The organism is [Phormidium] sp. LEGE 05292 (assembly GCF_015207735.1).
Classification (GTDB): domain Bacteria; phylum Cyanobacteriota; class Cyanobacteriia; order Cyanobacteriales; family Aerosakkonemataceae; genus Floridanema.
In genome coordinates this window covers 1-16,872 of record NZ_JADEWG010000005.1, presented here as the reverse complement: position 1 = coordinate 16,872, position 16,872 = coordinate 1, and the positions used below count along the sequence as shown (strand labels likewise).

The window sequence follows — 16,872 nt, the reverse complement described above, 5'->3', positions numbered from 1 at the left end:
ACTATTAACAGAGGAGAGTGCGTCTGTCGAAAGTATGATTTCTTGTCTTAATCCAGATTGCCATAAGCCTGAAAACCCTGACGGGACTGAGTTTTGCCAAAGTTGTGGGGCAAAACTCGCGCCCCTGCGTAACCGTTACCGTGTAATTCAGCTACTCGGTGCCGGAGGGTTTGGCAGAACTTTCCTCGCTGAAGATCTAGATAAACTCAATGAGCGCTGTGTTGTCAAGCAGTTTTTACCCCAAGCACAGGGTAGTTGGGCAATTAAAAAAGCTACCGAACTGTTTCAGCAAGAAGCAAGGCAACTGCAATTATTAGGAGAACATACCCAAATTCCTACGCTTTTCGCCTATTTTGAAGAAGATAAACTTCTATATTTAGTGCAACAATTTGTCGAAGGAGATAACTTGTTGCAGGAGTTGGGCAAACAAGGCACTTTTAGCGACCAAAAAATCCGGGAATTGTTAATTGATATCTTACCAGTCCTGCAATTTGTACATCAACAAAAAGTAATTCACCGCGATATCAAACCCGATAATATTATTCGTCGTCGCACTGATGGCAAGTTAGTGTTAATTGATTTTGGCATCGCCAAACATTTAACAGCAACTACCATGAGTCAACCAGGTACTCACATCGGCACTCTCGGCTATGCCCCCGTCGAACAAATGCAAGATGGTACAGCATATCCAGTCAGTGATTTGTATAGTTTGGGTGTCACTTGTTTTAGGTTATTAACTCAAAATAGCCCCCATAATTTGTTTGTGAATAGCGGTTATGAATGGACAAAAAATTGGCAGCAATATTTGCCCAGACCCATTCATGATAATTTAGGTTATGTACTAGATAAACTGTTGCAAAAAAATCTGCAACAGCGTTATCAATCAGCAGATGAAGTTTGGCAAGATTTACATTCTGAGAATTTACCAACTTCAATCAAACAAAATAATCAAGATGTCACTCAACTGACTGAGCCACCAGCATCAATCATCAACACACCCATTGAAAAACCGAGAAATAATCGCCAAACTAAAGCTTTAATTGCTGGATGTGGAACTGCTTTCCTACTATTAGCAGGAGGTAGTTATTGGTTTTGGCAAAATTCTATTAATCCCCGCACTTTAGCAGGGCATTCTGATGAAGTAAATACTGTGGCTGTTAGTCGCGACGGCAAAACAATTGCTAGCGGTAGTGATGATAAAACTGTTAAGTTATGGCAACTGTATGGAGGTAAAGAAATCCGCACCCTTAAGGGTCATTCTGATTTAATTTATTCAGTTGCTATTAGTCCCGATGGAAAAACTTTAGTTAGTGGTAGTAAGGATAGAACTGTTAAGGTTTGGAATTTAAAAAATGGGAAACAATTACTTAATTTGACGGGTCATAAAGCTCTGATTAATTCAGTAGCAATTAGTGTTGACAATCAAAATATTGCTAGTAGTAGTTATGACAATACTATCAAAATTTGGAACCTGAAAACCGGACAGCTAATTCGTACTTTGACAGGTCATGCTGCTCCTGTACTTTCTGTTGCCTTTAGCCCTAATAATCGCACTCTTGTTAGTGGTAGTGTGGATAAAACTGTGAAAGTTTGGGATTGGCGAACAGGGAAGGAACTACGCAGTTTAAAAGGGCATTCAAGGGATATTAATTCTATTGCTTTGAGTCCTGATGGACAATTAGTGGCTAGCGGTAGTGATGATAAAACTATTAAGTTGTGGAATGTAAATACAGGACGTGAATTACGCACTTTTACAGGAGGACATACTGCTGATATTAATGCTATTGCTTTTAGCCCAAATGGTAAAATTTTAGCTAGTGGAAGTGATGACAAAACTATTAAGTTATGGAATTTGATGACTGGAGAGCAATTAGCTAATCTTCAGGGACATACCGCCCCTGTTTTTGCTGTTGCTTTTAGTCCTAATGGGAAGTTGTTAGTTAGCGGTAGTGGGGATAAAACTATTAAAATTTGGCAAATTCCATAAAATTTCAGGTACAAGTTAAATAAACTACTGACTAACATTTCTGATACCTCATTCCTGGCAATTGAGTTACTAATCCCATTAATTCTAATTGCAACAATGCACTGGAAACAACACTCGCCGCTAAACCGCTTTGTTGCACTATTAGATCAAAGGATAAAGGTTCTGTGGTAAGAGTTTGGAAAACCTGTTGTAAATCTGGTTCTAATTCAGGAGTTGGTGGTTGAATTGGTGTTTGCGATCGATCAATTTGCGGTTGATTAAATAATGGTAAGGATGAAAAATCTTCTTTGTCTGCTACAGGTTTTGCTCCCAACATGGTTAAAAGTTGATCGAATTCAACTGGAATTGCGTTAGCTCCTTTGTTTAATAATTTTAAGCAACCATGAAATTGATAATCATCTAATCGAGCAGGTAAGACATAAATATCTCGTTGCAAATCTTTGGCAAAATCAGCAGTAATTAAAGCTCCAGACTTATTGGGCGCTTCCATTACTAATACTGCTCGACTTAAACCTGCAATGATGCGATTTCGGGGTGGAAAACTAGTCCGATGGGGTTGAGTTCCGGCAGGATATTCACTTAATACTAAACCGTTATTTAAAATGCGATCGTACAAACTGCGATTACTAGGCGGATAAACCACATCCACACCAGTTCCTAACACTGCTAAAGTCCGTCCACCTACTTCTAAACAAGCATCATGTGCTTCGGTATCAATGCCTTCTGCCATGCCGGAAACTATGGTAAATCCTTGTTTAGTTAAAGCGGCACTAATTTTTCTCGTCCAACGTTTACCATATTCGGAAAGGGAACGAGTACCAACAATAGCAACTGTGGGTGTGATACCTTGGTTTTCGGAAAGTTGGGTTTTTCCTCGGTAATAAAGTACTGGTGGTGGGTTAGGTGTTTCTAACAATAAACGGGGATATTCGGCATCAGCTGGTGTCCAAAAATCAGGGTTTTTTTCTAAGTGTTGTTTGAGCAGTTTTTCGGGGTCAATTTTTGACCTTTTTTCCACCACCGCCTGCACTGTTTTATTACCAAATCCCTCCACTTCCCTGAGTTGATTTGGAGTTGCTTCCCAAGCTGCTGACAAGGAAATAAAATGCTGTTGCAGTCGTTTGAGCAAAATTGGGCCGACTCCCGAAACTTGCGACCAAGCTAACCAAAATACCCGTTCTTCCACTACTTAAAATAAATTACTCGCTTCTGATTTGATTATCCCATGATTCTTGCTGGCAAATACATCTTAAAGCAAAATTTCCACTTTCCTCAAGCTTTGGCTTTAGGCTGGTTTTTCAAGTATTCAAAAACGCTTTTATCACCAATATCTTGGGGAATTTCTTGCAGGATTTTTCGCCCAGCAAATACTACAAACAAAACTGCCCAAATCGCTAATAAAACTTGTTCGATGTCTGGGGGAATCAAGTTAAAGAGATGTCCTACTAATAACAAAGGTACTATTGGTGTCAGGACTTTGGTTTCTAAACGGTTGAAACAAAAGGCTTCTTTAAAATAAATTCCTGTTAAAGCGGCAAAGAGAAATCCGACTCCCAAGATGGTTAATGGATGCTGATAAATATACAAGGCTAGGGGTTGTTGGCTTTGGATAGCTAATACAATGGAAGTGAAAACTCCGATTCCCCAAAAAATTTGTAATGTGCGATGCAAAGCTGCCATGTAAATATGAATTGTGAATAAACTAACTCCCAAAGCTATACAAAAGGTTGCATACAAAAGGGTTACTAAATTGAGGGTAATTGGGTTATTAATTTGAACCAGAACTAACCAAGTAGCAGTGGCAAAACTTAAAGCTGCTATGATTAAGCTGGCACGATAGATGATTACGCCTGTGCGATCGCTCTGAGTAATTGTAAACTCCCCAAATTGTCCTTGATAAACTCTCGCTTCAGACGCATCTAGTACTTGAGTCATATTTTCAACCGCTAAACTTCAGAGAACACCTTTAGTTAATTGTATCTACGATTCATTAATTCAGTAATATCTTTACCCCATCTCCATAATTTAGTTGTAACTTTGACTGAGCATTACCATTATTAACCGCAATTTCTACCCAGCCATGACTACCAACTAAAGCAATTAAACTACCTATCGGACTGTCGCTGTAAATTTTTTTACCTGGGATGCTTACTTCGGCAATTTCCACATTCCAAGTTTTGCCGATTACTAAATTACCTGGGATATTGGTGATTAGGTTGCCGAAGCGATCGATATACTGAATACAACCCTCGACAATTCCCTCTTTTTCTCGGCATTCAGCGATTGCCAATTTTACCAAACTTTCAGGATTAATTACTGTTCCCAACTCCTCTAAAGAAACACCACTAGCCAGATGTGCTCCCACTGCGGCAAAAATATCTCGACCATGAAAAGTTGTGCTAGGCGAAGCAGTGCGCCAGTACTGAGAATTAGTTAATTCAACTGCTGAAATAACGGGATTTTGGCTAATAATACCACTAAATAAACCGTTATTTGGGCCAACTAAAAAACCGCCAGCAAACTCGATCGCTACTGCTTGTCTATTACTTCCCACACCTGGATCTACCACAGCAATATGTACAGTCTCTTTGGGAAAATAAGGCACAGCATTCATTAAACAAAATCTACCAGCAGCCAAATTTTGTGGAGGAATTTCATGAGTTAAATCGATTACTTTTAAACTTGGATTAATTTGGGCAATTACACCTTTCATCACTCCAACATAGACATCGCTTAAACCAAAATCAGTTAACAGAGTAACAATTCTTTGTTTATTCATTAATTTCATATCGTTTCCGATGGTATTGGAATTAAAGTGCTTAGTTCATCAGAAATCCCAGTGCCTAGTCGATGGCAGTCCCCAGTGCCCAAAAGTAGGGTTTTCCACCACAAGTGTTGGAGATCATACGAATAATTTCGTTAGCAACGCTGTTTAATTGGGAACACTAAGCACAGGATATACGGTTTTAGTCAAATGAGAATTAAACTTGGATTGGTTGCTATTAGTGCTTTGATTGGTTTGACTGCTACGATTGCTAACGCTCAACAGCGTTCTCTCAACTTTCTGTTCCTACGCAACATAGATGGGCAAGCAAGATTGATTGGTTTCCGTAATAAAGACTTGGGACTAGTATCGAGTGACAAGTCTTTGGCTGATAGTATCTGCCGTTCACCAAAAGTCAATAGCTCAAATTCAGCAATTCCTTCGATTTGGAATCGATTATCACCTTATGGCGATCGCATAAGCAACACTTCAGCTTACAACCCAAAGGCAACCCAACCGCCGACTCTAGTACTTAAAAATGGTTCTGCAATTTATGTTTCCAAGAATCCAAATATATTTGCGATCGATCCCGATGTAATCTACAAAGAACTTTGCAGATAGCAATAAACTAACAGAATGCCCTCACAACCACATCTCAGGGCATTCTCTGATTTAAGCAGTATCCAGTTTTTGTTGGTGCATATAGATCGCTTAAAACTTTCAATGCACAGCCTGCTTTGATTGGCATCCTACAATTGGGTGAAAAGCTGTTTTGTGAGAAATTAGTTTCGCAAGAACCAGTAAATAAATTTCTGTAAACTAAGATACAGTTTTCCAAGTTTTAGTTATAATAAGGCTATAGAACATACAGCAGTTAAGTAAAAGAAAGAGTCCAAAATGAACAGAAAACGTGAAGATCTACAAAGAGTCGCTGATGTCCATCGCGCCAACATCCAAAGAAGACTCGAACATCGTCTGGAAGTTGCCAGAGCTAGGGGAGATAACCATCTGGTGCAGATGTTGGAAGCAGAAATGCGCCAACTGTAATCAAATTCAAAAGGGTAGGTTATGCCTACCAAAGTTTTCTTTTTCAAAAGACCCCGTTACCTTCAATACAACGGGGTCTTTTGATTTGAGATTTTGGATTTTGCATTTTAGATTTCATTAATCGGGAAGGTACATTTTTATATCTTCAGGCATACTCATTCGGTAATGTGCTTGTCTGTCACCATCATTATTTTCTAACTCTTGTTCTTGTAAAGAATAACCACAATCAGCACAGGTATAAGAATATATTGGTGGAGCATCAATCCGCCGTTTTAACAATTTGACATTAATAATTCCACCACATTTAGGGCATGGATTCATTTTGTATTCCTATATTCTTTAGCTTGTGTCTTTATATTACTAATTTTCAATAAATTAAGCATGGGCAGCTATAAACTTAGCATTCAGGGGACATGAGCAGCAAAAATTTAAGATAAAAGTCACAATTAAGAAGGTGGAAATGAGTAGAGACGCAAAGTATGGTGACAACTTCCCCAACACTTGAGAATACAACAGCAGAAATGCTTGCGGGTGGGAAAGATCCCAACTGCTTCGACTGGCAAGAAGCTTGGTATCCCGTGCATTATGTCGCAGACTTGGACAAGTCGCAACCTACACCGTTTACTCTGCTAGGAAGAGATATTGTCATTTGGTGGGATAAAAACACTTCAACTTGGAGAGTTTTTGATGATAAATGTCCCCATCGTTTGGCGCGTCTTTCTGAAGGTAGAGTTGCTGAAGATGGTTTATTAGAATGTCCTTATCACGGTTGGGCTTTTGCGGGAAATGGCGATTGTCAGCGCATTCCTCAGCAAATTGCTGATAGTAAAGCCCAAACTTCTAAAAGGGCTTGTGTTGCTTCTTTACCGACAATTGAAAAGCAAGGAATGTTGTTTGTTTATCCGGGAAAAGCGGAAAATGCAGCATTAACCAAAGTTCCAATTGTGGAAGCAATAGAAGAGAATCCTGATGAATGGATTTGTATTAATACTTTTCGGGATTTGCCTTATGATGCTTTGACACTGTTAGAAAATGTCTTGGATGCGAGTCATGTTCCTTACACTCATCATCGCACGGTGGGAAATCGGAGTAATGCTAGCCCAGTGGAATTAGAAGTTACTGAGTCTGGTAAACATGGCTTTAAAGGTGTTTGGCAAGAAGGGCCAAGAAAGGGTACTTTAGGAAGGCAAGATACTACTTTTATTGCGCCGAATTTGATGTGGCATGACTTAACTTCTAAACAGTTTGGTAGAACTTTGACTGTAGTTTATGCTACTCCAATTCGCAAAGGCGAATGTAGATTGTTTGCGATTTTTCCTTTTAAGTTTTCCTCGAAGTTGCCTGGTTTATTTATTAAGTTGACTCCGCGTTGGTATTCTCATTTGGGACAAAATCGCGTTTTGGAGGATGACCAAATTTTCTTGCATCATCAAGAACGTTATTTAGAAGAAGCGGGAAGTGAGAATTTTACCAAGGCTTTTTATCTGCCAACAAAAGCAGATAGTTTTGTGTTTGAGTTGCGGCAATGGGTGAATCAATATAGTGTCGATCCATTTCCTAATACTAGTTTGCCTCCGGCTTTGTCTCGTGAGGAATTGTTAGATAGGTATCACTCGCACACAACTAAATGTAATAGTTGTCGGACTGCTTTGGCGAACATTCAGAAAGTTAGATTGGGGTTAGGGGTTGGTATTGCGATCGCGTGGACGATCGCACCAATTATCGCAGTTTTACTGAATCAAAAAGCGGTTTTACCAACAGCTTTGTTAACTTTATTAACTCTAGCTTTTGGTGCAGTTTGGTTGTATCTTGGTAAGTTGGAAAAACGATTTTACCAAGGTGAGAATATACCACCACGCAATATGCTGGAAAAGGGTAATAAGTAGTTTGTTGTGACGACTTTAGTCGTATACTTTTAAATAAACCGACTGAAGTCGTTACAACGAACTAAGAAAAGTGGTAAAAATGCCAGTGCGTCAAACTTTATCAACTCCAGAAATTCAACTTTCTTATTTAGAATGGAACTCAGGAAAAGAACCTGTGTTATTGTTGCATGGGTTAGCGGATCATGCGTTGGTATGGTCTAGTTTGGGTGATGATTTAGCTGATGAATTTCATGTGGTTGCGCCGGATATGCGGGGACATGGGGAGAGTAGTAAACCGGAAAAGGATTATAGTTTTGTGAGTGCGATCGCCGATTTAGAAGCATTAATGGATAAGTTAGGATGGCAAAGTGCTCATATTTTAGGACATTCTTGGACTGGGAAATTAGCGGCGATTTGGGCAAGACAAAATCCCCAACGTTTTCGCAGTATAATCTTAGTCGATCCGATTTTTATTTGGAAATTTCCCAGCTTAGTTAAGCTAACATTTCCCATGTTATATCAAGTTTTACCTTTTTTGAAAGGTATGGGGCCATTTGCTACTTATGAACAAGCTGTCGCACAGGCAAAATTATTAAATCAATATCAAGGTTGGACTCCTTTACAACAGCAAATTTTTCAAGAAAGTCTGGTGCAAAAAGCTGATGGAACTTGGGTAAGTAAATTTACAATTGCGGCGCGAAATGGTATTTTTGATGAAGTAATGCTAGAACCGGGGTTTGTTAGTGCGATCGATATTCCCAGTTTGTTTATCCAGCCAGAAAAAGGTGTAAATCGCTTTGATTGGCAATTACAACCCTATAAAAAGTATCTTAAAAATTTGCAAATTACCCAAGTTACGGGAAATCACTGGGCATTTTTAGTTGAACCAAAAAAGTTTAATCAAACTATTAGAACTTTTTTAATAAAATTGTGTCATGATACAAAACGCACATAAAGGTAAAAGTATAAAAATTATGAATGTTGATGAACTGCTGAGACGGTATGAAGCAGCAGAAAGAGATTTTGCTGAAGTTGATTTAGCTGGAGTTGATTTGCGGGAAGCTAATTTGGTGAGTGCTAATCTTCACAGTGCTAACCTCAGCAATAGTGACTTGCGCGAAGCTAGATTAGGACACTCAAATCTAGTTCAAGCTAACCTCAGTCAAGCAAATTTAAGTGAAATAATTCTTTGGGGTGCAGATTTAACTGAAGCTGATATTTCTCTAGCACAATTGCGCGAAGCAGATTTAAGTGGTGCAATATTAATTAAAGCGAACTTAGAACAAACAAATTTTGCTAAAGCTTGTTTGTGTGGTTGTAATTTGAGTAATGCAAATCTAGCTAAAGCAATCTTGTTTGAAGCCGATCTTCGTCCTACTTCACATCAAATCACCGATCTAAAAGGTGCGATTTTGAGTGATGCAGATCTCAGTTATGCTCATTTAAATGGAGTGCAACTAAGTCAAGCTAAATTGGATGGTGCTAAACTTTGTCGCGCTAATTTAGCAGTTTGGAAAAAGGAGCAAGTTTATCAAACAGATCTCAGTGAAGCTAGTTTGCAAGGTGCAGATTTGAGCTACGCTGATTTGACAGGAGCGAATTTACAAAAAGCTAATTTATTAGGCGCAGATTTAACCAGAACTATCTTAACTGATGCTAATTTAACAGGCGCAATTATGCCAGATGGTTCTGTTCATGATTGATACTTATCATTAGTCATTAGTCATTTTGCTACAGATGCTTGATCCCCCCTAACCCCCCTTAATAAGGGGGGGACAAGAATTGGGTTTAAGTCCCTCTTAATAGGGGCAAGAATTGGGTTTAAGTCCCCCTTAATAGGGGCAAGAATTTGGTTTAAGTCCCCCTTATTAAGGGGGATTTAGGGGGATCGGCGATTTGATATTACATAGAGTGCGATCGCAACACCTCCCACAATGCTAAAATGTTGGGTCGAGACTTTTGCAGGAAATGAGTCATGGCTTATCTTTGGTTTAAAACATTTCACTTAATAGGAATTGTTGTTTGGTTTGCTGGGTTGTTTTATATAGTGCGTCTGTTTGTTTACCATGCTGAAGCAGAGGAAAAACCCGAACCTGCAAAAACAATTCTCAAGCAACAATATGAAATAATGGAGAAACGCCTCTTCAACATTATTACTACACCAGGAATGGTAGTGACAGCAGCAATGGCGATCGCAATTCTCTTCACAGAACCCGATGTTTTAAAAAGTCCTTGGTTACATTTTAAATTGCTTTTAGTCGCCGTTTTAATCGGTTATCATTTTTACTGCGGTCGAATTATGAAACAGTTAGCCGCAGGAACATCTACTTGGAAAAGCGAACAGTTTCGGATTTTAAATGAAGTTCCGACTGTGTTGTTATTGGCGATCGTTTTGTTAGCTGTTTTCAAACAAAGCTTACCAGTAAATTCAGCTATTGCTAGCCTGATAGCGTTAACTTTGGTGATTGTGGCGATTTATAAAATTTATGCCAAAATTCGCCAACAAAATGAAAGTAAGATGGATTTAGCAGCTAAGTCTTAGGTTTGAGATCTTTTTTTAACCGCAGATGAACACAGATAAACACAGATAAAGAAAATAGTTTTCTTCTTATTCTTTCTTCTTCTTCCTTCGTGTCCTTCGTGTCTAAGTGCTACGCACCGCTACGCGAACGTGGTTCAAAAAAAAATCTCAATTACCCAGCAGTAACTAACTGCAAATTAGCATTAGATAACTGTCCATCTTCCATGTGAACAATGCGATCGGCAATATCCAAAATCCGATTATCATGAGTCACCATTAAGATAGTACAACCCTGTTCCTTAGCCAACTTTTGCATCAAATTTACCACATCTCGACCCGACTTTTTATCTAAAGCAGCAGTCGGTTCATCAGCCAAAACAATCTTCGGATGACTGACTAAAGCCCGCGCAATTGCTACCCGTTGTTTTTGTCCACCAGATAAATCCTCCGGGTAGTAATTGATCCGATTTCCCAACCCTACAACTTCCAACATTTGGGCGGACTTCGATCGCATTTCCGCCACCGAATATTCAGGATGTAACTCCAACCCCATTTGCACATTTTGTTGTGCTGTTAAACTCTTGTGTAAATTGTGTGCTTGGAAAATATAACCAATCCGACGACGCGCTTCAACTAACTCTTTTGCAGAAGCATTACACATCTCTTTATTTAACACTTTAAGACTACCATCATGTACAGAACGTAGTCCGCCAATTAAAGTTAAAAGAGTAGTTTTTCCCGATCCAGAAGGGCCAGTTAAAATTATAACTTCTCCCGCCTGAATCTCCAAATTAATGTTGAAAAGTACCTGTTTTCTCAGTTGACCTTGACCGAAGAAATGATCGAGGTGCTTAATATCAATAACTGGTGATTGTAACATTTTTTCAACCCGTAATTAAAACATATCAGCAGGATCGGCAGCTTGTAATTTCCGCGTTGCAATTACGCCAGAAATACCGCACATTATCATAGTTAAAATTAGCACTTGCAAAGCTCTAGCAACGGTCATATACATGGGTAAATTAGTCGCAATTCGGGTTAAGCGATACATTCCCAAAGACACAGCTACCCCAGGAATAAATCCCAGAATTGCTAATATTACCGCTTCTTCAAATACCACACCTAAAAAATAAGCATGACTATATCCCATTGCTTTAAAAGTGGCGTATTCTCCAATATGATCGTTCACATCAGTTGATAAAACTTGATAGACAATAATTACGCCTACCAAAAACCCCATTGTTACGCCTAAGCTAAATACAAACCCGATCGCAGTATTTGTAGACCAATAATTCTTTTCAAATTCGACAAACTCTTGCTTCGTTAACACTTTGACATCACTCGGCAAATAAGCTTTTAAAGATTTAGCAACTTGCTGAGGATCGTAACCAGGTTCTAAGTCAATTAAGCCAATACTAACGCTAGAAGCTGACTTTTTGGGAAATAACATCAAAAAGTTTTGATCGCTAGTCATTAAACTGCCATCAGCAGCAAAAGAAGCACCAACTTTATATAATCCATTGATGTGAATGGTGCGTCTTTCTAACTCAGTGTTAACTGTTTCACCTTGGGCAACTTTGGCAATTGTTTCCTGATATGTTCCCCGCGATGCTTCATCAAATAACATCGTATCTGGCATTTTAATCTTATTTAAATTTTGCTGTAATTCTGGCAAATCAAAAGCAGGTTTATTGGGATTAAAGCCTAAGATTAAAATTCTAGTTTCCTTTTGGGTTTCTGGGTTTTTCCAAGTAGCAATATTTACATATAATGGCTCAGCTGATTTTACTCCCTCTACACTCATTGCTTGATACAAACGCCTGCGGGGAAAACTAGACATATTAACCAAATTCTGACCTTGGGGATTGATTAATACTAAATCTGTATTTAAGTTTTGATGCAATCTGGTGTTACTTTCATACAAAGCTGATTGAAATCCTAACTGCATCATCATTAAAACATCGGCAAAAGCTACTCCCGAAATTGCTACCAATAAACGGCTTTTTTGTTTCGTTAATTGCAACCAACCAAGGGGTGTGCGGCGGCGAATTTGTTGGATAAAACCGATCATAATTCAATCTCCACATTTACTTGTAAATTAGTCAATCCGGCAACTTTTTGACTTGCTGCATCATCAAGTTTTATTTTTACTTCTACTACTCGGTTATCTATATTTGCTGAAGGGTCGGTGTTAATTACATTTTGCTTTTTGACTTGTAAGCCAATTTGCTCAACTGTTCCGGGCAATTCTTCAGTTATTGAATCACTTTTTACTCGCACTTTTTGCCCAAGTTTGACTTTGTTAATGTCACTTTCGTAAACTTCGGCAACTGCATACATTTTATTGGTTTCTCCCAGTTCTACAATGCCTTCGTTACTAACTAATTCTCCGGCTTTGGTGTGAACTTTTAAAATTTGGGCATCACGGGGCGATCGCACATAAGCAGTCTCTAAATTTGCCTGCGCCCTTTTCACTGTTGCTTCAGCTTGACTAACTTCGGCTTTGGCAATTTCTACATCTACTGGACGAACTTCGGCTATTCTTTCTAAAGTTGCTTTCGCCTCATTTTCTTGTTCTTGTTTCCCCGCAGTAATTTTAGTTAAATTAGCTTCTGCTTCCTTTAATTGTTGCGCTTTCGATGAAGTAATTTTGGTTAAGTTAGCTTCCGCTTCTTTTAATTGCTCAAACTGCGATGCTTCAATCTTATTTAAATTAGCTTGCGCCTCTTTAATTCTGGCTTGGGCAGCCGCTAGGGTTAAACTTTTACTATCTTTAGCTGAAGCAGAAATTGCCCCATCTTTATATAACAATTCATAGCGTTTATACTCGGTTTGAGCATTGCTAAGTTCCGCTTCTAAGCGTGCAATTGTGGCTTTTTGTGCGGCAATTTCGCTCTCCCGTTCCGCATTAATTCGAGCAATTGTGGCTTTTTGCGCCGCAATTTCGCTCTCCCGTTCCGCATTAATTCTGGCAATTGTCGCCTTTTGCGCGGCTATTTCATTCTCTCTTTCGGCGGAAATTCGGGCAATTGTCGCTTTTTGGGCTTCAACTTCGCCTTTTTTCGCTCCCGCTAACACTTTCTCTAAATTAGCCTGTGCTACTTTTACTTGCTCTTGCGCTTCTAATAAAGATGCAGCTAGGCGATCGCGACTATCCAAAATCGCAATCTCCTGTCCCGCCTTCACTCTGTCTCCCTGTTTCACTAACAGTTGCTCAACCCGACTACCCTCCGCCGACGCTGGCGCAGAAATTGTCAAAACTTCCCCTTGCGGTTCCAAGCGTCCCAAAGCCGTCACTACCTTGATTTGGGGAACTACCACCACTGGCGCTTGGGAAGCTTCCGACTGGGAAGACTGCAACCGCCAAATTGTGTAAGCACTAGTCCCACTGACTAACAAAGTAGCTGCGGTAGCCACGATCAAAGCATTTTTAGGGAGTAATTTTTCTAGCCAGCCTAACCCAGACTTGGGTTTACCCGAATCTACGAGCATTTGGCACCTCTTACATGATTAGCTTAAGAACTAAACCGTTTAGTTTTGTTACTGCTATACTAAACGGTTCAGTATAATAGAGTCAAGTACCCCGGAAAAATTTCATAATAAAGAACCCCACCCCCATCCCCTCCCCGTAAACGGGGAAGGGTGCCGGAGGCGGAATTATGGATAATCCATTAATGTGATACTTGCTTAAGTCCTGTAGATAATGAACAAGGTGGGATGATGAATAATGCAAATAAGCAAAATTAATGGGGAACGGATGAGTAAAAAAGTCAGTAAAGCCGCACCAATAGAAGAAATCAACGATAAGAGAGAGCAGATACTTCGAGGAGCGATGCAAGAGTTTTTAGCGCAAGGCTTCACCGCAACTAGTATGGATCGAGTAGCGAAGACAGCGGGAGTTTCCAAAGCCACAGTTTACAGCCACTTTAAGGACAAAGAAGAATTATTCGTGACCTTAGTAGAGAAATTAGCGAAAAAAAAATTTCAGCTAATCATGGGAAGTTTGTCGTTATGTGAAGAGCCAAAAATACTTTTACGACAATTAGCCACTGCATTAATCTATCAGATGTCTAACGATCCAGAGTACATGACTTTTGTGCGGTTAGTGATTGGAGAATCAGCGAGATTTCCCAATTTAGCGAGAACTTTTGTAAATAATATTGCTAAACCAGGATTAGAAACATTAACTCAATATTTAACCAATCATCCAGAGTTAAAAATTCCCGATCCAGATGCCACAGCCCGAATATTTTTAGGAGCATTAATTCATTTCACCCTGTCTCAAGAAGTGCTACACGGAAATGAGATTATTCCAATGGAGAGCGATCGCATAATCGACAGCCTAACCCACTTAATTTCCTGTTGCTCCGGTTGTAAAGACTGAAGAAAATCTTTGAGTTTTAAGTTAGGGATAAAGTTCTGCAAAAGTAGACAATCTAAAAATTTCATCTGCGTTTATCTGCGTTCATCTGCTTTCATTTGCCGTTAAAAATTCAATATATTCAACACAGCCAAAAAATCTAAACAACCTCTTTCCTCTCTCTGTGTCCTCTGCTTCTCTGTGGTTAAAAAAAAGCCCTGACCTTAGCTGTTAGCTGCAACCGCCAAGAGTCAGGGCAACAAATTAAAAAGGGAAACTGCTTAAAAAAAGAGGGAATTAACCATTAATAACAGGTGCAGCTAAAGCCACAGGTTGCATATCAACAGCAGCCAAATCCAGAGGGAAATTGTGAGCATTGCGTTCGTGCATTACCTCAATACCCAAACTAGCCCGGTTAATAATATCAGCCCAGGTATTAATCCCCCGACCTTCAGCATCAAGAACTGATTGGTTAAAATTAAAACCATTCAGATTGAAAGCCATTGAAGAAATACCCAAAGCAGCGAACCAAATGCCAATAACGGGCCAAGCTGCGAGGACAAAATGGAGCGATCGCGCATTGTTAAAACTAGCATATTGGAAGATCAAACGACCAAAGTAACCATGAGCAGCTACGATATTGTAAGTTTCTTCCTCTTGCCCAAATTTGTAACCATAATTAGCCGATTCGTTCTCACTTGTTTCCCGAATCAAACTAGATGTCACCAAAGAACCGTGCATCGCGGAAAATAACGCGCCACCGAACACACCAATTACACCTAATTGATGGAATGGGTGCATCAAAATATTATGTTCAGCTTGGAACACAATCATGAAGTTGAAAGTGCCAGAAACTCCCAACATCAAACCATCAGAAAAACTGCCTTGTCCGATCGGATAAACCAACAAAACCGCAGTTGCAGCCGCCACAGGTGCAGAGAAAGCGACAGGAATCCAAGGACGCATTCCTAAACGGTAGCTTAACTCCCATTCCCGACCCATATAAGCAAAAATCGCAATTAAAAAGTGCAGGACAATTAACTGATATGGGCCACCATTGTACAGCCATTCATCCAAAGAAGCGGCTTCCCACATCGGGTAAAGGTGCAAGCCAATAGCAGCCGAAGTTGGGACAATCGTCGCCGTGATGATGTTATTGCCGTAAAGCAAAGAACCAGAAACAGGTTCGCGGATTCCATCTAGATCGACGGGAGGCGCGGCAATGAAGGCGATAATGAATGCGATCGCAGCCGTTAGCATCGTCGGAATCAACAACACGCCAAACCAGCCAATATACAGCCGATTTTCGGTGCTGGTAATCCAATTGCAGAATCGAGTCCACAGGTTATCACCTGTAGGTCTGACTACAGAAGTTGACATGAAATTGATATCTCCTGAAAGATGAATGCTTTATTTTTTGATGAATGTTCACAGCGTTTGCCGTGCTGTATGTATTTATAACTGTATAGTTATATCATTGTCAATATGCTTAGTATATAAAATTTACTTATAAGAACCGTTCAGATGCCCAACTTGTTCAAGAAGTAGGGGATCTAGAATTAAGATGAGTAATTTTTGGGAACAAGTTAAATTATGAACTCCATACTTACTAATGAAATTGATTCTGCGCGGCAACTTTTCTTAGAAAACTTCGATTGGATGGCGTGGAATTTATTTTTAGCCTTGATACCGTTAGGTTTAAGTATAATTTTGTTTATTTTACCTCGATTTACAGCTTTTCAACATATTTTTAATCCCATTTTATGGGGGATAGGATTTGTGGTTTTTATGGCTTTTTTACCCAATGCTCCTTATGTTTTAACTGATTTAATTCATTTAATCGAAAACATTAAAGAAAATGATTCATTATGGATGATTTTTTTAGTGTTGTTTCCCCAATATTTCCTATTTACACTCATTGGCTTTACAGCTTATGTGTTGTCTGTAATTAACTTAGCTAAATTCTTAAAAAGCAAGGGTTGGCAAAAAAACCACGTTGTTACTGTTGAATTGGTAATTCATGCCCTGTCTGCCATAGGTGTTTATTTAGGAAGATTTCTTCGTTTCAACAGTTGGCACATAATCACTGAATTCCCGGATTTAATCAATAGTTTAATATATGATTTGTTTGGGAAACGTCCAATCATAATCATGTCTACTATGTTTATAGTTTTGACAATTTTATATTGGATCATGAAACAAATAACTTTGGGAATTGTCCTAAGATTTAAACAAATAAATCATCATAAACCTATCTCTAGTTTATAAACTGCTAGGCATTCAAATTTAATATTTAGGTTGATTGGGAGATGGGGACAAGGGGACAAG

The 16,872-nt window shown here is 39.2% G+C and carries 17 protein-coding genes; 9 read left to right on the top strand and 8 right to left on the bottom strand.

The annotated features are described in order from the left end of the window. The first annotated feature begins 34 nt into the window (after positions 1-34). Positions 35-1,987 (top strand): serine/threonine-protein kinase, encoded by a 1,953-nt coding sequence (locus IQ264_RS02820; RefSeq protein ID WP_193978387.1) that lies wholly within the window; start codon positions 35-37, stop codon positions 1,985-1,987. 31 nt (positions 1,988-2,018) lie between these two features. On the opposite strand, the gene dprA is transcribed toward IQ264_RS02820, so the two are convergent. From dprA to IQ264_RS02805, 3 genes are all read right to left on the bottom strand, one after another. Further along, positions 2,019-3,173: a DNA-processing protein DprA gene (gene dprA / locus IQ264_RS02815; RefSeq protein ID WP_193978385.1), complete on the bottom strand. Its 1,155-nt coding sequence runs from the start codon at positions 3,171-3,173 to the stop codon at positions 2,019-2,021. A gap of 86 nt (positions 3,174-3,259) precedes the next feature. Beyond that, positions 3,260-3,922, bottom strand: coding sequence for a DUF2301 domain-containing membrane protein (locus tag IQ264_RS02810; protein ID WP_193978383.1), 663 nt, complete (start codon positions 3,920-3,922; stop codon positions 3,260-3,262). A 55-nt stretch (positions 3,923-3,977) separates the two neighbouring features. Then, positions 3,978-4,766 carry an SAM hydrolase/SAM-dependent halogenase family protein gene (locus tag IQ264_RS02805; RefSeq protein ID WP_193978550.1) on the bottom strand — a complete coding sequence of 263 codons (789 nt, stop codon included), beginning with the start codon at positions 4,764-4,766 and terminating at the stop codon, positions 3,978-3,980. 195 nt (positions 4,767-4,961) lie between these two features. Here IQ264_RS02805 and IQ264_RS02800 point away from each other — a divergent pair, with 195 nt between their 5' ends. Together IQ264_RS02800 and IQ264_RS02795 are read left to right on the top strand one after the other, a co-directional pair. Next, positions 4,962-5,372, top strand: a complete 411-nt coding sequence (locus tag IQ264_RS02800; RefSeq protein WP_193978381.1) for a hypothetical protein — start codon at positions 4,962-4,964, stop codon at positions 5,370-5,372. A gap of 276 nt (positions 5,373-5,648) precedes the next feature. After that, entirely contained in the window at positions 5,649-5,798 is a 150-nt protein-coding gene (locus IQ264_RS02795) for a hypothetical protein (RefSeq protein ID WP_193978379.1), read from the top strand. A gap of 117 nt (positions 5,799-5,915) precedes the next feature. Here the strand turns inward: IQ264_RS02795 and IQ264_RS02790 are convergent, their stop codons facing one another. Further along, positions 5,916-6,119: a hypothetical protein gene (locus IQ264_RS02790; protein WP_193978377.1), complete on the bottom strand. Its 204-nt coding sequence runs from the start codon at positions 6,117-6,119 to the stop codon at positions 5,916-5,918. Between the two features lie 158 nt (positions 6,120-6,277). Here IQ264_RS02790 and IQ264_RS02785 point away from each other — a divergent pair, with 158 nt between their 5' ends. The 4 genes from IQ264_RS02785 (at position 6,278) to hemJ (ending at position 10,205) form a co-directional block, all read left to right on the top strand. Continuing rightward, a complete protein-coding gene (locus IQ264_RS02785; RefSeq protein ID WP_193978375.1) occupies positions 6,278-7,684 on the top strand; it encodes a Rieske 2Fe-2S domain-containing protein in 1,407 nt (468 codons plus the stop codon). A gap of 79 nt (positions 7,685-7,763) precedes the next feature. Next, the gene (locus IQ264_RS02780; RefSeq protein ID WP_193978373.1) at positions 7,764-8,618 is read left to right on the top strand and encodes an alpha/beta fold hydrolase; all 855 of its coding nucleotides are present in this window, start codon (positions 7,764-7,766) and stop codon (positions 8,616-8,618) included. Continuing rightward, complete coding sequence (gene hetL, locus IQ264_RS02775) at positions 8,599-9,366, top strand: heterocyst differentiation pentapeptide repeat protein HetL (protein WP_322744587.1); 768 nt, start codon at positions 8,599-8,601, stop codon at positions 9,364-9,366. Before IQ264_RS02780 ends, hetL begins: the two co-directional genes overlap by 20 nt. 272 nt (positions 9,367-9,638) lie before the next feature. Beyond that, positions 9,639-10,205 (top strand): protoporphyrinogen oxidase HemJ, encoded by a 567-nt coding sequence (gene hemJ, locus IQ264_RS02770; protein ID WP_193978371.1) that lies wholly within the window; start codon positions 9,639-9,641, stop codon positions 10,203-10,205. Between the two features lie 151 nt (positions 10,206-10,356). Here hemJ and IQ264_RS02765 read toward each other — a convergent pair whose 3' ends face one another. From IQ264_RS02765 to IQ264_RS02755, 3 genes are read right to left on the bottom strand one after another with little or no spacing between them, the layout of a single operon-like run. Beyond that, positions 10,357-11,064, bottom strand: coding sequence for a DevA family ABC transporter ATP-binding protein (locus tag IQ264_RS02765; protein ID WP_193978369.1), 708 nt, complete (start codon positions 11,062-11,064; stop codon positions 10,357-10,359). 15 nt (positions 11,065-11,079) lie between these two features. After that, on the bottom strand, positions 11,080-12,255 hold the full coding sequence (gene devC / locus IQ264_RS02760; RefSeq protein ID WP_193978367.1) for an ABC transporter permease DevC: 1,176 nt from the start codon (positions 12,253-12,255) through the stop codon (positions 11,080-11,082). Then, on the bottom strand, positions 12,252-13,676 hold the full coding sequence (locus tag IQ264_RS02755) for an ABC exporter membrane fusion protein (RefSeq protein WP_193978365.1): 1,425 nt from the start codon (positions 13,674-13,676) through the stop codon (positions 12,252-12,254). Before IQ264_RS02755 ends, devC begins: the two co-directional genes overlap by 4 nt. A gap of 235 nt (positions 13,677-13,911) precedes the next feature. On the opposite strand from IQ264_RS02755, the gene IQ264_RS02750 reads away from it, so the two are divergent. Beyond that, complete coding sequence (locus IQ264_RS02750; RefSeq protein WP_413470328.1) at positions 13,912-14,568, top strand: TetR/AcrR family transcriptional regulator; 657 nt, start codon at positions 13,912-13,914, stop codon at positions 14,566-14,568. Positions 14,569-14,841: 273 nt separating this feature from the next. Here IQ264_RS02750 and psbA read toward each other — a convergent pair whose 3' ends face one another. Then, entirely contained in the window at positions 14,842-15,924 is a 1,083-nt protein-coding gene (gene psbA / locus IQ264_RS02745) for a photosystem II q(b) protein (protein ID WP_193978363.1), read from the bottom strand. A gap of 213 nt (positions 15,925-16,137) precedes the next feature. Between psbA and IQ264_RS02740 the strand changes: the two genes are divergently transcribed. Next, positions 16,138-16,812 carry a DUF1361 domain-containing protein gene (locus IQ264_RS02740; RefSeq protein WP_193978361.1) on the top strand — a complete coding sequence of 225 codons (675 nt, stop codon included), beginning with the start codon at positions 16,138-16,140 and terminating at the stop codon, positions 16,810-16,812. The last annotated feature ends 60 nt before the right edge of the window (positions 16,813-16,872 follow it).

Excerpts from the sequence above, each read along its gene's own strand:
- IQ264_RS02820 (WP_193978387.1), top strand. The coding sequence starts at position 35 with ATGATTTCTTGTCTTAATCCAGATTGCCATAAGCCTGAAAACCCTGAC.
- IQ264_RS02810 (WP_193978383.1), bottom strand. The coding sequence starts at position 3,922 with ATGACTCAAGTACTAGATGCGTCTGAAGCGAGAGTTTATCAAGGACAA.
- IQ264_RS02805 (WP_193978550.1), bottom strand. The coding sequence starts at position 4,766 with ATGAATAAACAAAGAATTGTTACTCTGTTAACTGATTTTGGTTTAAGC.
- IQ264_RS02800 (WP_193978381.1), top strand. The coding sequence starts at position 4,962 with ATGAGAATTAAACTTGGATTGGTTGCTATTAGTGCTTTGATTGGTTTG.
- IQ264_RS02795 (WP_193978379.1), top strand. The coding sequence starts at position 5,649 with ATGAACAGAAAACGTGAAGATCTACAAAGAGTCGCTGATGTCCATCGC.
- IQ264_RS02790 (WP_193978377.1), bottom strand. The coding sequence starts at position 6,119 with ATGAATCCATGCCCTAAATGTGGTGGAATTATTAATGTCAAATTGTTA.
- IQ264_RS02785 (WP_193978375.1), top strand. The coding sequence starts at position 6,278 with ATGGTGACAACTTCCCCAACACTTGAGAATACAACAGCAGAAATGCTT.
- IQ264_RS02780 (WP_193978373.1), top strand. The coding sequence starts at position 7,764 with ATGCCAGTGCGTCAAACTTTATCAACTCCAGAAATTCAACTTTCTTAT.
- hetL (WP_322744587.1), top strand. The coding sequence starts at position 8,599 with ATGATACAAAACGCACATAAAGGTAAAAGTATAAAAATTATGAATGTT.
- hemJ (WP_193978371.1), top strand. The coding sequence starts at position 9,639 with ATGGCTTATCTTTGGTTTAAAACATTTCACTTAATAGGAATTGTTGTT.
- IQ264_RS02765 (WP_193978369.1), bottom strand. The coding sequence starts at position 11,064 with ATGTTACAATCACCAGTTATTGATATTAAGCACCTCGATCATTTCTTC.
- devC (WP_193978367.1), bottom strand. The coding sequence starts at position 12,255 with ATGATCGGTTTTATCCAACAAATTCGCCGCCGCACACCCCTTGGTTGG.
- IQ264_RS02755 (WP_193978365.1), bottom strand. The coding sequence starts at position 13,676 with ATGCTCGTAGATTCGGGTAAACCCAAGTCTGGGTTAGGCTGGCTAGAA.
- IQ264_RS02750 (WP_413470328.1), top strand. The coding sequence starts at position 13,912 with ATGCAAATAAGCAAAATTAATGGGGAACGGATGAGTAAAAAAGTCAGT.
- psbA (WP_193978363.1), bottom strand. The coding sequence starts at position 15,924 with ATGTCAACTTCTGTAGTCAGACCTACAGGTGATAACCTGTGGACTCGA.
- IQ264_RS02740 (WP_193978361.1), top strand. The coding sequence starts at position 16,138 with ATGAACTCCATACTTACTAATGAAATTGATTCTGCGCGGCAACTTTTC.